General features: G+C 60.8%; 11 protein-coding genes. 2 read left to right on the top strand and 9 right to left on the bottom strand.

Annotated elements, in window-relative coordinates; genetic code table 11:
* Positions 1–136: 136 nt before the first annotated feature.
* Complete coding sequence (locus tag HZ99_RS04280) at positions 137–1,015, bottom strand: alpha/beta hydrolase (RefSeq protein WP_038447862.1); 879 nt, start codon at positions 1,013–1,015, stop codon at positions 137–139.
* A gap of 59 nt (positions 1,016–1,074) precedes the next feature.
* On the bottom strand, positions 1,075–2,259 hold the full coding sequence (locus HZ99_RS04275; protein WP_038441549.1) for a GGDEF domain-containing protein: 1,185 nt from the start codon (positions 2,257–2,259) through the stop codon (positions 1,075–1,077).
* 182 nt (positions 2,260–2,441) lie between these two features.
* Between HZ99_RS04275 and HZ99_RS04270 the strand changes: the two genes are divergently transcribed.
* Positions 2,442–3,038 (top strand): NUDIX domain-containing protein, encoded by a 597-nt coding sequence (locus HZ99_RS04270; RefSeq protein WP_038441548.1) that lies wholly within the window; start codon positions 2,442–2,444, stop codon positions 3,036–3,038.
* Between the two features lie 81 nt (positions 3,039–3,119).
* Complete coding sequence (locus HZ99_RS04265) at positions 3,120–3,707, top strand: LysE family translocator (RefSeq protein ID WP_038441547.1); 588 nt, start codon at positions 3,120–3,122, stop codon at positions 3,705–3,707.
* Position 3,708: 1 nt separating this feature from the next.
* Here HZ99_RS04265 and HZ99_RS04260 read toward each other — a convergent pair whose 3' ends face one another.
* The 7 genes from HZ99_RS04260 to HZ99_RS04230 all read right to left on the bottom strand — a co-directional run bounded on the left by HZ99_RS04260 (position 3,709) and on the right by HZ99_RS04230 (position 13,666).
* Positions 3,709–4,530 (bottom strand): AraC family transcriptional regulator, encoded by an 822-nt coding sequence (locus HZ99_RS04260; RefSeq protein WP_038441546.1) that lies wholly within the window; start codon positions 4,528–4,530, stop codon positions 3,709–3,711.
* A gap of 174 nt (positions 4,531–4,704) precedes the next feature.
* Positions 4,705–6,315, bottom strand: coding sequence for an ABC transporter ATP-binding protein (locus HZ99_RS04255; RefSeq protein ID WP_038441545.1), 1,611 nt, complete (start codon positions 6,313–6,315; stop codon positions 4,705–4,707).
* 1 nt (position 6,316) lies between these two features.
* Positions 6,317–7,336 carry an ABC transporter permease gene (locus HZ99_RS04250; RefSeq protein ID WP_038441544.1) on the bottom strand — a complete coding sequence of 340 codons (1,020 nt, stop codon included), beginning with the start codon at positions 7,334–7,336 and terminating at the stop codon, positions 6,317–6,319.
* Between the two features lies 1 nt (position 7,337).
* Positions 7,338–8,411 carry a microcin C ABC transporter permease YejB gene (locus tag HZ99_RS04245; RefSeq protein ID WP_038441543.1) on the bottom strand — a complete coding sequence of 358 codons (1,074 nt, stop codon included), beginning with the start codon at positions 8,409–8,411 and terminating at the stop codon, positions 7,338–7,340.
* Between the two features lies 1 nt (position 8,412).
* Positions 8,413–10,251, bottom strand: a complete 1,839-nt coding sequence (locus HZ99_RS04240) for an extracellular solute-binding protein (RefSeq protein WP_038441542.1) — start codon at positions 10,249–10,251, stop codon at positions 8,413–8,415.
* Entirely contained in the window at positions 10,248–12,077 is a 1,830-nt protein-coding gene (locus HZ99_RS04235; protein ID WP_038441541.1) for an extracellular solute-binding protein, read from the bottom strand. Before HZ99_RS04235 ends, HZ99_RS04240 begins: the two co-directional genes overlap by 4 nt.
* Positions 12,078–12,253: 176 nt before the next feature.
* Positions 12,254–13,666 carry a lytic transglycosylase domain-containing protein gene (locus HZ99_RS04230; RefSeq protein WP_038441540.1) on the bottom strand — a complete coding sequence of 471 codons (1,413 nt, stop codon included), beginning with the start codon at positions 13,664–13,666 and terminating at the stop codon, positions 12,254–12,256.
* Positions 13,667–13,693: the final 27 nt, after the last annotated feature.

Below are 13,693 nucleotides of genomic sequence, written 5' to 3'. Positions count from 1 at the left end.
GTGGATAACCCTGCGTGGCCCCGGCAGCACTGGCGATTCGACCTGCGGTCAATATTTGATCAGGAACGTTTGCAAGCCTTTTGGCGCAAGGCTTGCGCTTGACACGCGCAGCTGAAGTCGGGGCCGGATTCGTTGTTTACAGCAAACCCTGCAGTGCCTGGCGATAGTTGCGGCCACCCAGGCTCAGGCTGTTGTTGTGACTGGCCCCCGGTATCAGCAGCAAGTGCTTGGGTTCTTGCGCGGCATCAAACAATTGCTGGCTGAAACGCGGCGGCACGTAGCGGTCATCGAGGCCATGCACCACCAGCAAAGGCATGTGGATATTGGCGATCTTGTCGATGGAGTCGAACTTCTGCGACAGCAACCAGCGTACCGGCAGTGAGGTGTTGGCCACTGCCGCCGCGACATCGGCCAGGGAGGTAAAGGTGGATTCGATCACCAGCCCACGCACCGGGGGCGGCAGCTCTTTAGCGGCTGCCTGCTGACCCAGTTCGGCCGCCAGGTCGATGGCGACGGCACCGCCCAGGGAGTGGCCGTAGATCAGGCGTTTGCCCGGGTCGGGTTGCAGCACCTGGAAGCGCTCCCAGGCGATTCGCGCGTCTTCGTAGACACTGGTTTCTGATGGCAGGTCGCCCTGGCTCTGGCCAAATCCCCGATAGTCGATGGCCAGCACCGAGTAACCCTGGGCATGCAGCTGTTCGATGCGAAACAGTTGGCCGGTGAGGTTCCAGCGCACGCCGTGCAGGTACAGGATCGCCGGGGCATCCTTTTTCTGCGCCGGCCACCACCAACCGTGCAGGCTCTGCCCGGACTTGAAGCTGGCCGGCTTGAGCTCGAACTCTTGCACATCGTTTGGCAGGCCGCGATACCAACTGGCAGTCCCGGGCTCGATACGAAACACCAGTTCCCGTTCCTTGTGTTGCAGCACATTGCAGCCCACCGGCAGGCCGAGGACCAGCAACGCCATGCACAGCAGGGGAAACCAGCGCAGGCGCGAGAGAAAACGTGAGGACATGGAGGTTCCAGGACAGGAGCGAAGCAGGTTTTTTACCAGATGCCTTGCCAGCGAAGGGATTATTCAGACCACCGTAAGGGGGCGATTGCTTGCAAAGTGTTGCAGGCTGTCTGCACGCGGTTGCGCCCCTGTTCCTTGGCGCGATAAAGCGCCTGGTCTGCCTGGGACAACAGGCGTGACAGATCGTGACAGGCTGGTGTGGTGGTCACGACGCCAATGCTCACACTGAGGAAGCCCGGTTCCAGCAGGTCCAGCTCGGCGAACCGTTGGCGAATACGTTCGGCCACCTGCACGGCGCCTTGTTCATCGGTATCGGCCAGCAGGCAGGCGAACTCTTCACCACCGATACGCGCAAACAGGTCGTGCTTGCGCAACACCGAGGAGGTCACTTGGCTGAAGGCAATCAGCGCCTGGTCGCCCATTGGGTGGCCGAAGCTGTCGTTAAGGCGCTTGAAGTAATCGAGGTCACACAACAGCAGCGCCACCGAGCGCCCGCGTTGCTTGCTGTCGGCCAGCAGTTGCTCGCCATGGAGCATGAAGGCCCGGCGATTGCCAATGCCCGTCAGTACATCGCTGAAAGCGGCGGCCTTGAAGTTGAGTTCGGCGCGCTCCTTGACCATCGCCAAGGTGACGTAGGCAATGCCAATGGCGTACAGCATGGACTCAAACAGCATGAACGAGAAAAACGGCACGCCTTCACCCATCAGCACATTTGCATTTTTGAGCGGCAAGCCGGGATCGATCACCGCGCGAACGCAGTAAAATGTCGTATGAAACAGCATCAGCCCCATTGCTGGCAGATAGGCCACTTCCAGGTGCTGGCGATGGCGCCACAACTCCAGCGCCGATAGCACTCCGTAGCTGGCAGCCAGCAGGGAATACAGCGAAACCCGGCTGGACATCGAGCCGTAGAACTGTGGTATCAGGCACATCAGCAGCCATATCAGCGGGCCGGCGAGAATGCCCGGCAGGTGTGGCTTGCCGTGGACGAACAGGCGCATGGCGGTCCAGTTCATTGCCGCGCTCAACAGCAGCACCACATTGCCCAGGACCAGCGCGACAAAATCCACGCCCACGCCGCGCACCACGATCAATGCCGTGCCGAGGGAGGCCAGCAGCAACATCACTCCCAGGTAGCCCAGGGTCGGCTCACGCACACGGTGCCAGGCATGGACGGTGAGCAGGCCCATCAGGCAAAAAACGAAGACCGCGACCATCAAGAGCGTCGGTATGTGCAGCATCATGTCCTTGACCCCGCAAGATGCACTGTCGAGATGATCCGGCAGACACACGCCAATGCGGTCATCCGGTGCAGAAAGGGCGCAATTGTAGCCGGATAACGCGCAGGAATGCTGGCCTATGGACAGCTTGACGCTAGCAGGGCGCCACCGACATGCTGCGCCTCCTGCGACCCAAAGGACCTGCCATGGACAACAGCCCCGTACGTATCACCTGCGAAGAGTTGCTCTCGGACAACTGGTACCTGTTGAAAAAATACAGCTTCGACCTGCGCCGCCGCGACGGCAGTTGGCAAGCCCAGACCCGGGAGGTGTACGACCGTGGCAACGGCGCGACCATCCTGCTGTACAACACCTTGCAGCGCACGGTGTTGCTGATTCGCCAGTTCCGTATGCCGACCTTCGTCAATGGCCATGACGGTTACTTGATCGAGACCGCCGCCGGTCTGCTGGACAACGCCAGCCCCGAGGAGCGCATCCGCCTGGAAGCCGAGGAAGAGACCGGCTACCGCATCGGCCATGTCGAAAAAATCTACTCGGCGTTCATGAGCCCGGGTTCGGTGACCGAGCGCATTCATTTCTTTATCGGTGAGTACCAACCCGGCGACCGCGTGAGCGAGGGCGGGGGGCTTGCGGAGGAGGGCGAGGATATCGACGTGCTGGAGTTGGGGTTCGACGAGGCGATTGCCATGGTTGCACGCGGTGAAATTGTCGATGGCAAGACCATCATGCTCCTGCAATACCTGGAGCTGCGATTACTCAAGGCGGCCCTGGCGCTTGTGTAGGCGCATTTTCTTCAATACCCATGGGCTACAGGAACGTAGCGTACAGGCCTTGTCCACCTGTCATTACCAAAAGGAAGTGCAATGAGTTTGATCATGTCCATGGCCGCCTTCGCCCTGGCGACCTCCATCACACCCGGCCCAGTCAATGTCGTCGCCCTCGGCTCGGGCGCGCGCTTTGGTTTTGTCGCCAGCCAGAAACATGTGGCTGGCGCGGCGCTGGGGTTCACGCTGTTGCTGGTGTTGATCGGCCTGGGCCTGCATGAAGTGCTGGTGCGCTGGCCGATCCTGACCCAGGCCATCCAATGGGGCGGGGTGGTATTTCTGTTGTACATGGCCTACAAGCTGGCGATCGATGACGGTCGGCTGGATGCACAAGAGGCGGCTGTTGCGCCGTCGATGCTGTATGGCGCCGTCATGCAATGGCTCAACCCCAAGGCCTGGCTGGCGTGTGTCGCCGGTATGGGCCTGTTTGCCGCCGACGGTGAGGCCGCGCGTGTCTGGCAACTGGCGGCGGTGTACCTGGTGATTTGCTATCTGTCGGTGGCGTGTTGGTCGTATGTGGGCACATTCTTCCGGCGTTTTTTGAGCAACGCGCGGGGCATGCGCCTGTTCAACCGGGCCATGGCGCTGTTGCTGGTGATCAGTGTGGCGTACCTGTTACTGGCCTGATTCAACCGCGATATTGCCCTGGCGTCGCGGCCAGGTGTTGCTTGAACGTGCGCTGGAAGTGCGCCTGGTCGGCAAAGCCTGCAGCCAGTGCTACGTCGGCAATCAATTGGCCGCTGCGCAGTTGCTTGCGGGCAAACTGGATCCGCTGGTTGACCAGGAATGCGTGGGGCGTCATCCCGTAATACTGTTTGAACGCACGGATCAGGTAGGACGGCGACAGCTGTGCAGCCAGGCAGATATCTTCCAGTTTCAGCGCGTCGGTGCAATGTTCGCGGATGTATTCGGCGGCGCGTTCGAGCTTGTGATTGACCTCCCGTACTACCGTTGTCGCAGGGTTCAGGCGCATTTGCACTTCAGTGAAAAAACTCACCACGGCGCTGTGCTTGTGCAGGTGTTCGGCCTGTTCGTCGATCAGCACGGCGTACAGTTCAAGCAGGCCGGCAAACAGGTGCGGATCATCGGTATGGGGGGTGTTGAAACGGCGAAAATCCAGCTCGTCGGCAAATCCCAACTGGTGTTGCAGGTCGGTCAGCCAGGGGGTGTCGATGTAGAGCATGTGATACGACCAGGGCTGGTCGTCGATGGGGTTGCAAGCGTGCACGTCGCCGGGATTCATCAGCACCACGGTACCGGTATGGATATGGAAGGTGTCCGGGCCATGGATATACAGGCTCTGCCCGGCAGTGATCGCGCCAATCGAGAAATGGTCGTGGGCATGCCGCGTGTAGCAGACCTTGCGCCCGTCATCGATGGTGCGCGCCTCGATAAACGGCAGGCTGGCATCACGCCAGAAGCGCGGGGCGGCCAGGTCGGGCAGCGACATGATGCAATCTCCAGCGGGCCTTGTAGGATCCCGATGATTGCACATAAACACGCCGCCGACCTCTGTAGGCGCCAGCTTGCCGGCGAAAATCGTCAACGATAACGCAGACGGACTGGAGCCCCGGGTTGCTTTTGGGTTTTTCGCCGGCAAGCCGGCTCCTACAGGGGCTATAGATCAGATACGGGCAGTCGGCACCAGGAACGCAGCCTCCAGCAATTGCTGGGTATAGGCATGCTGGGGAGCGGCGAAAATGGTCTTGGCATCGCCCTGTTCCACCACCTGGCCCTGCTTGACCACCATCAACTGGTGGCTCAAGGCCTTGACCACCGCCAGGTCGTGGCTGATGAACAGGTAGGTCAGGTTGTACTTGGCTTGCAGGTTGCGCAGCAGTTCCACCACCTGGCGCTGTACTGTGCGGTCCAGGGCCGAGGTCGGTTCATCCAGCAGGATCAGGCGTGGCTTGAGCACCAGGGCACGGGCGATGGCGATGCGTTGGCGCTGGCCACCGGAGAACTCATGGGGGTAGCGGTGGCGGGCCTGTGGGTCCAGCCCTACCTCCTTGAGTGCAGCGATAATCGCCGCTTCCTGCTCGGGTGCTGTGCCGATCTTGTGGATGCGCAAACCTTCGCCAACGATCTCGCTGACGCACATGCGCGGGCTCAGGCTGCCGAACGGGTCCTGGAACACCACCTGCATTTCCCTGCGTAACGGCCGTACCTGTTGCTGGGTCAGTTGGTCCAGTTGCTGGCCTTCAAAACGGATCCCGCCCTTGCTGGCGATCAACCGCAGGATCGCCAGGCCGAGGGTGGATTTGCCGGAGCCGCTTTCGCCGACGATGCCCAGGGTCTGGCCCTGGGGCAGGCTGAAGTGGATGCCGTCCACAGCCTTGACATAATCGACGGTGTTACGCAAAAAGCCTTTCTTGATCGGGAACCAGACTTTCAGGTCGTCGACTTCCAGCAGCGGCGGGCCAATCGCGTTGGTGGCCGGCCCGCCGCTGGGCTCGGCCGCCAACAGCTCCTGGGTATACGGGTGCTGGGGCGCGCGGAACAGATCCTCGCAGGACGCCTGTTCGACAATGCAACCGCGCTGCATCACACACACGCGGTGGGCAATGCGCCGCACCAGGTTCAAGTCATGGCTGATCAGCAGCAACGCCATGCCCAGGCGGGCCTGCAACTCCTTGAGCAGTTCGAGGATCTTCAACTGCACGGTCACGTCCAGGGCCGTGGTTGGCTCATCGGCGATCAGCAGCTCTGGCTCGTTGGCCAGGGCCATGGCGATCATCACCCGCTGGCGCTGGCCGCCGGACAATTCGTGGGGCAGGGCCTTGAGGCGCTTGTGCGGCTCGGGGATGCCCACCAGGTCCAGCAACTCCAGGGTGCGCAGGGTCGCGGCCTTCCCGGTCAGGCCCTTGTGCAGGCCCAGCACCTCGTTGATCTGCTTTTCGATGGAGTGCAGCGGGTTCAGCGAGGTCATCGGCTCCTGGAAGATCATCGCAATACGGTTGCCGCGGATCTGGCGCAAGGGTTTTTCGGCCAGGGTCAGCAAGTCCTGGCCAGCATACTGGATAGTGCCGGATGGATGCCGCGCCAGGGGGTAAGGCAAAAGGCGCAGGATCGAGTGGGCGGTCACCGATTTGCCGGAACCGCTTTCACCGACCAGGGCCAGGGTTTCGCCGCGACGGATATCGAAACTGATGTTTTCCACCACGCGCTGCTGCTGGGCGCCGGTGACGAACTCGACACTGAGGTCGCGGACTTCGATCAGATTGTCCTGATTCATCTCATTTCCTCGGGTCGAAGGCATCGCGAGCGGACTCGCCGATAAACACCAGCAAACTCAACATGATCGCCAGCACCGCAAAGGCACTGATGCCCAGCCACGGCGCCTGCAGGTTGGATTTGCCCTGGGCCACCAGTTCGCCCAGGGACGGCGAGCCGGCGGGCAGGCCGAAGCCCAGGAAGTCCAGGGCGGTCAGGGTGCCGATCGCACCGGTCAAAATGAACGGCATGAAGGTCATGGTCGAAACCATGGCGTTGGGCAGGATATGGCGGAACATGATCGCGCCGTTCTGCATCCCCAGGGCCCGCGCGGCGCGCACGTATTCCAGGTTGCGCCCGCGCAGGAACTCGGCGCGCACGACGTCCACCAGGCTCATCCAGGAAAACAACAGCATGATCCCCAGCAGCCACCAGAAGTTGGGCTGCACGAAGCTGGCGAGAATGATCAACAAGTACAGCACCGGCAACCCCGACCAGATCTCCAGGAAGCGCTGACCGGCCAGGTCGACCCAGCCACCATAGAAACCCTGCAGTGCGCCGGCTGCGACGCCGATGATCGAGCTCAATACGGTGAGGGTCAGGGCAAACAGCACCGACACCCGAAAGCCGTAGATCACCCGCGCCAGCACGTCGCGGCCCTGGTCGTCGGTGCCCAGCAGGTTATCGGCCGACGGCGGCGCCGGGGCCGGGACTTTCAGGTCATAGTTGATGCTCTGGTAGCTGAAGGGGATCGGCGCCCAGAGTGTCCAGGCATCCTTGGCCTTGAGCAGCTCGCGGATATAGGGGCTTTTGTAGTTGGCTTCCAGGGGGAATTCGCCGCCGAAGGTGGTTTCCGGGTAGCGCTTGAGTGCCGGGAAGTACCAGTCGCCGTCGTAATGCACGGCCAGCGGCTTGTCGTTAGCGATCAACTCGGCGCCCAGGCTCAGGCCAAACAGGATCAGGAACAGCCACAGCGACCACCAGCCGCGCTTGTTGGCCTTGAAACGTTCAAAGCGGCGGCGATTGAGGGGGGATAGGTTCATCTCAATGCTCCCGGCTTTCGAAGTCGATACGGGGGTCGACCAGGGTGTAGGTCAAATCACCAATCAGTTTCACCACCAGGCCCAGCAGCGTGAAGATAAACAGGGTGCCGAACACCACCGGGTAATCGCGGTTGATTGCCGCTTCAAAGCTCATCAGGCCCAGGCCGTCGAGGGAGAAGATCACTTCCACCAGCAACGAGCCGGTAAAGAAAATGCCGATAAAGGCCGACGGGAACCCGGCGATCACCAGGAGCATGGCGTTGCGAAACACATGGTCGTAGAGCACGCGGTGATTGGTCAGGCCCTTGGCTTTGGCGGTGACGACGTATTGTTTGTTGATCTCGTCGAGAAAGCTGTTCTTGGTCAGCAGGGTCATGGTGGCGAAGTTACCGATCACCAGGGCCGTGACCGGCAACGCCAGGTGCCAGAAGTAGTCAAGGAGCTTGCCGCCCCAACTCAACTCGTCGAAGTTGTTGGAGGTCAGCCCGCGCAGCGGAAACCAGTCGAAATAACTGCCGCCGGCGAACACCACGATCAACAGGATGGCAAACAGGAACGCCGGGATCGCATAGCCGACGATGATGGCCGAGCTGGTCCACACGTCAAAGTGGCTGCCGTGGCGGGTAGCCTTGGCGATCCCCAGGGGGATCGAGACCAGGTACATGATCAGGGTGCTCCATAACCCGAGGGAGATGGACACCGGCATTTTCTCCTTGATCAGGTCGATGACCTTGGCATCGCGGAAGAAACTGTCGCCAAAATCCAGTTGGGCGTAGTTCTTGACCATGATCCACAAGCGTTCCGGCGCCGACTTGTCGAAGCCGTACATCTTCTCGATTTCCTTGATCAGCGCCGGGTCCAGGCCTTGGGCACCGCGGTAGCTGGAACCTGCCACCGAGACTTCGGCGCCGCCGCCGGCGATGCGGCTGGTGGCGCCTTCAAAGCCTTCGAGCTTGGCGATCATTTGCTCCACCGGGCCACCGGGTGCGGCCTGGATGATGACAAAGTTGATCAGCAAAATGCCGAACAGCGTCGGGATGATCAGCAGCAGCCTGCGAACAATATAAGCCAGCATGTCAGTCGCCTCCGCTTGCCGGGCCGGCGCTGGTGTCTGTGGGCGGCTTCATTGCCGGCGGTGTGTCGGGTTTGATCCACCAGGTGTTGATGCCCACGTCATAGCGCGGCGGGACGTTGGGATGGCCGAGGTGATTCCAATAGGCCACGCGGTAGGTCTTGATGTGCCAGTTGGGGATCACGTAGTAGCCAAACTGCAGGACCCGGTCCAGGGCCTTGGCGTGGGCCACCAGGCTGCTGCGTGAGTCGGCGTTGATCAACTGTTCCACCAATTCGTCGATGGCCGGGTCCTTGAGGCCGATGTAGTTGCGGCTGCCGGGGTTGTCGGCACTGCTCGATTGCCAGAATTCACGCTGCTCGTTACCCGGTGAGGAGGATTGCGGGAAGCTGCCGACCATCATGTCGAAATCCCGCGAGCGCACGCGATTGACGTACTGCGAGACATCGACCCGACGGATCACCAGCTCGATGCCCAGGTCTGCCAGGTTGCGCTTGAAGGGCAGCAGGATGCGCTCGAAATCGGTCTGGAACAGCATGAACTCGATGCTTACCGGCTTGCCTGTGGTGTCGACCATCTTGTCGTCAACGATGCGCCAGCCGGCTTCCTGCAACAGCTGGTAGGCTTCGCGCTGCTGGGTGCGGATCATGCCGCTGGCGTCGGTTTTCGGCGGGGCGAAGGCTTCGGTGAACGCTTGCGGTGGGATTCGGCCGCGCAATGGTTCAAGAATCGCCAGCTCGGCGGGGCCGGGCAGGCCGGTGGCGGCCATGTCCGAGTTTTCGAAATAACTGCGGGTACGGGTATAGGCACCGTTGAACAGTTGCTTGTTGCTCCATTCAAAGTCCAGCAGCAGGCTGATGGCCTTGCGCACCCGCACGTCCTGGAACATCGGCTTGCGGATATTGAACACAAAGCCCTGCATCCCGGTGGGATTGCCGTTGGGCAGCTCTTCCTTGATCAAGCGCCCCTCGGCCACGGCCGGCACGTTGTAGGCATTGGCCCAGTTCTTTGCCGTGGTTTCCTGCCAATAGTCGAACTGCCCGGCCTTGAGCGCTTCCAGGGCCACCGTGCTGTCACGGTAGTAATCGCTGATGCGGTAATCGAAGTTGTACAGGCCCTTGTTGAGCGGCAGGTCCTTGGCCCAGTAATCCTTGACCCGCTCGTAGCGGATCGAACGCCCCGGCTTGACCTCGGCCACCTTGTAAGGGCCGCTGCCCAGGGGGATTTCCAGGCTGCTCTTGGCAAAGTCGCGCCCGGCCCACCAATGTTTGGGCAGCACCGGCAACTGGCCGAGGATCAGCGGCAGTTCGCGGTTGCTGGTGTGTTTGAACTTGAACAAGACCCGCAGCGGATCCTCGGCCACTACCTCGGCGACGTCGGCATAGTAGGTGCGGTAGATAGGGCTGCCCTGTTTGATCAGGGTCTCAAAGCTGAACACCACGTCTTCGGCGTGTACCGGATGGCCATCATGGAAGCGCGCTTCCGGGCGCAGGTAAAAGCGTACCCAACTGTTGTCCGGGGCTTTTTCGATCTTGCCGGCGACCAGGCCGTACTCGGTGATGGGTTCGTCCAGGCCTTGCTGGGCCAGGGTGTCATAGACCAGGCCGATATTGTCGGCGGGCACGCCCTTGCTGATAAACGGGTTGAGGCTGTCGAAGCTGCCCATGGCCGCCTCACGGAAGGTACCGCCCTTGGGCGCGTCCGGATTGACGTAGTCGACGTGCTTGAAATTGGCCGGGTACTTGGGCGGCTCGTCATACAGGGTCAAGGCATGTTGGGGGCCGGCCATGGCTTGGGTGCACAACAACAGGCCACTAAAAATCGCAGTACGCAAAGCCATCATTGGGGTTTCTCCGAAGCTTTCAGCCACCACGCGCTCAGGCCCAGGCTATAGGGCGGCGTGGTCACGAAGGCGAACCGATTGCGGTACGCCAGGCGATGATAGTTGAGATACCAATTGGGAATACTGTAGTGCTGCCATAGCAGGACCCGGTCCAGGGCCCGGCCGGCGGCGATTTGCTGGTCGCGGGTTTGCGCGGCGAGCAACTGTTCCAGCAGGTGGTCGACCACCGGGTTGGCGATGCCCGCGTAGTTCTTGCTGCCCTTGACCGCGGCCTGGCTGGAGTGAAAGTACTGCCACTGCTCAAGGCCGGGGCTGAGGGTCTGGTTGAGGGTCATCAGGATCATGTCGAAGTCGAATTGGTCGAGGCGCTGCTTGTACTGCGCGCGGTCCACGGTGCGCAAGCGTGCATCGATGCCGATACTGCGCAGGTTTTCCACATAGGGTTGCAGGATCCGCTCCAGGTTCGGATTGACCAGCAGGATTTCAAAACGCAGCGGCTGCCCATCACTATTGAGTAGGCGCTGGCCGGAGAGTTTCCAGCCACCTTCGGCCAGCAGGCCAAGGGCGCGACGCAGGGTTTCCCGGGGGATGCCGCGTCCGTCGGTCTGCGGCAGGCTGAAGGCCTGGGTAAACAGATTGGCGGGCAGTTGCTCGCGATAGGGCGAGAGCATCAGCCATTCATGCCCCACCGGCAGGCCGCTGGCGGAGAATTCGCTGTTGGGGTAGTAGCTCAGGGTGCGTTTATAGGCGCCACTGAACAGGGTGCGGTTGGTCCATTCAAAATCGAACATCAGCCCCAGCGCTTCACGGACCTTGGCCTGGCTGAAGGTGGCACGGCGGCTGTTCATGAACAGGCCCTGGCTCTGGGTCGGGATCTGATGGGCGATCTGCGCCTTGATCACCTCGCCACGATTGACTGCCGGGAAGTTGTAGCCATTGGCCCAGTTCTTGGCCTGGTGTTCGATATAGATGTCAAACTCGCCGGCCTTGAACGCTTCAAAGGCCACGTCGCTGTCTCGGTAGAACTCTACCTCGACCTTGTCGTAGTTGTAGAACCCGCGATTAACCGGCAGGTTCTTGCCCCAATAGTCCTTGACCCGCTCGAACACCAATTGCCGGCCCGGCTGGACCTGGCTGATCCGATAGGGCCCACTGCCCAGGGGTGGCTCGAAGGTGGTGGCCTTGAAGTCGCGGTTCTTCCAGTAATGTTGGGGTAACACCGGTAACTCACCCAGGCGCAAGATCAGCAGCGGGTTGCCAGCGCGTTTGAATACAAAGCGGATGCGCTGGGGGGTGAGCACATCCACCCGGGCCACTTCCTGCAGGTTGGTGCGGTATTGCGGGTGGCCTTCGGTCAGCAGCGTGCGATAGGAAAACGCCACATCGTCGGCGGTGATGGGCTTGCCATCATGGAACCGCGCTTGCGGGCGCAGGTTGAATACCACCCAGCTGCGGTCTTCGCTGTACTCCACCGATTGGGCAATCAGGCCATAGCTGGAGGTGGGTTCATCGCCGGAAGGTGCGTATTGGCCGGTACCGACCATCAGCGGCTCGTTGAGCTCATTGACCCCGTATTGCAGGAAGTTGGCGGTGGAGACGGGGCTGGAGCCCTTGAAGGTATAGGGGTTGAGGGTGTCAAACGTGCCAAAGGCCATGACCCGCAAGGTGCCGCCCTTGGGCGCTGCGGGGTTTACCCAATCGAAGTGGGTGAATTTGGCCGGGTATTTGAGCGTACCGAACTGCGCATAACCGTGGCTCTCGGTAATGCTCGCGTTCGTGGAAAAGCTCAAGGCCAGACTTATTAGTAGAAGGAGGGGACGCTTCAAGTCAGAGATCCGATCCAGGCGGCTTGGGCTTTATGATCGGTACAGTAACAGCTTGTTCCATTTGGAAAAAGACTGTTGAAAAGGCCACTTTCAGGCCCAGTGGGATCTTGAGTGGTGCCCGAATCAAATGTGGGAGCTGGCAAGCCAGCTCCCAAACAAGCCTGATTGCACTCGGTTTATCTTGGCCCGGAAACGACCAGCATCTGGCCTGGTTTCAGCGCTTGGCCCGTGCGCGGGTTCCAACGCTTGAGATGTTGCATCTCGACGTTGAAGCGCTTGGCAACCATGTACAGCGAGTCACCTTTCTTGACCTTGTACTGCACCGGCTTCTTGCCACCCGCCTTGGCCACGACTTTGCGGGTGTCCTGCATCACCAGAGTCTGGCCGACTTTCAAGGCTTGCCCATTGAGCTTGTTCCAGCGCTGCAGGTCATGCACATCGACCTTGTTGGCCTTGGCAATCAGCGTCAGGTTGTCGCCACTCTTGACCTTGTAGCTACGTGAGCGCCCGGCCACGGCCTTGTGTTCGACTTCGTCAAACACCGGCTTTTTCGGGCGCAGGCTCAACAACTCCTCGGGATTCATCGAGGACAGGCTGCTGGCCAGCAATTGCGCCTTGGAGGTGGGCACCAGCAGGTGCTGGGGGCCGTCCAGGGTAGTGCGTTGCTTGAAGGCTGGGTTGAGCTGGAACAGTTCGTCTTCGTCGATCTCGGCCAGCGCTGCGACCCGGGACAGGTCCATGCTTTGCTTGACTTCAACCACTTCGAAGTAGGGCGTGTTGGCAATCGGGTTCAGGTTGACGCCATAGGCCTCGGGGGCCAGCACCACTTGGGACAGCGCCAGGAACTTGGGCACGTAGTCCTTGGTTTCCTGGGGTAGCGGCAGGTTCCAGTAGTCGGTTGGCAGGCCGAGCTTTTCGTTGCGCTCGATGGCCCGGCTGACCGTACCTTCGCCGGCGTTATAGGCCGCCAGGGCGAGCAGCCAGTCGCCATTGAACATGTCATGCAGACGTGTCAAGTAGTCCAGGGCCGCGGTGGTGGAGGCGGTGATGTCGCGGCGGCCATCGTAGGCGCGGGTCTGGCGCAGGTTGAAGTAGCGCCCGGTGGAGGGAATGAACTGCCACAGGCCGACGGCATCGCTGCGCGAATAGGCCATTGGGTTGTAGGCACTTTCAATGACTGGCAGCAGGGCCAGCTCCAGGGGCATGTTGCGTTCTTCAAGGCGTTCGACGATGTAGTGAATATAGAGACTGCCGCGTTCGCCGGCGTTCTCCAGGAATGAGGGGTTGCTGGCGAACCACAGGCGTTGCTGTTCGATACGTGGGTTGACGCCGGCCCCGTCCTGCAATTGGAACCCCTGGCGCATGCGTTCCCAGACATCCTGGGGCACCTGTGGGCTTGGCGTCTCTGAGAGCCAAAGGGGTTTTTGCTTGATCTTGGCAGTAAATACAGGTTTGGGTTGCACGGTGGATTGTGCAGGGTAATGGGTGGTTTGGCAGCCCGCCAGAGTTGCGGAAACGGCCACCGCAATGGCTTGAGCCAGGCGGGTCAATGCGTCTGAATGGTTGGATTTACGAATAGATGACGACATTGGCTGGAAGTTAGTTCCGGGCAAAAA

It is taken from the genome of Pseudomonas fluorescens (genome assembly GCF_000730425.1).
In the GTDB taxonomy this organism is placed as follows: Bacteria; Pseudomonadota; Gammaproteobacteria; order Pseudomonadales; family Pseudomonadaceae; genus Aquipseudomonas; species Aquipseudomonas fluorescens_X.
The sequence above is the reverse complement of the archived record's forward strand: the minus strand, read 5'-3'. Positions and strand labels throughout refer to the sequence as shown.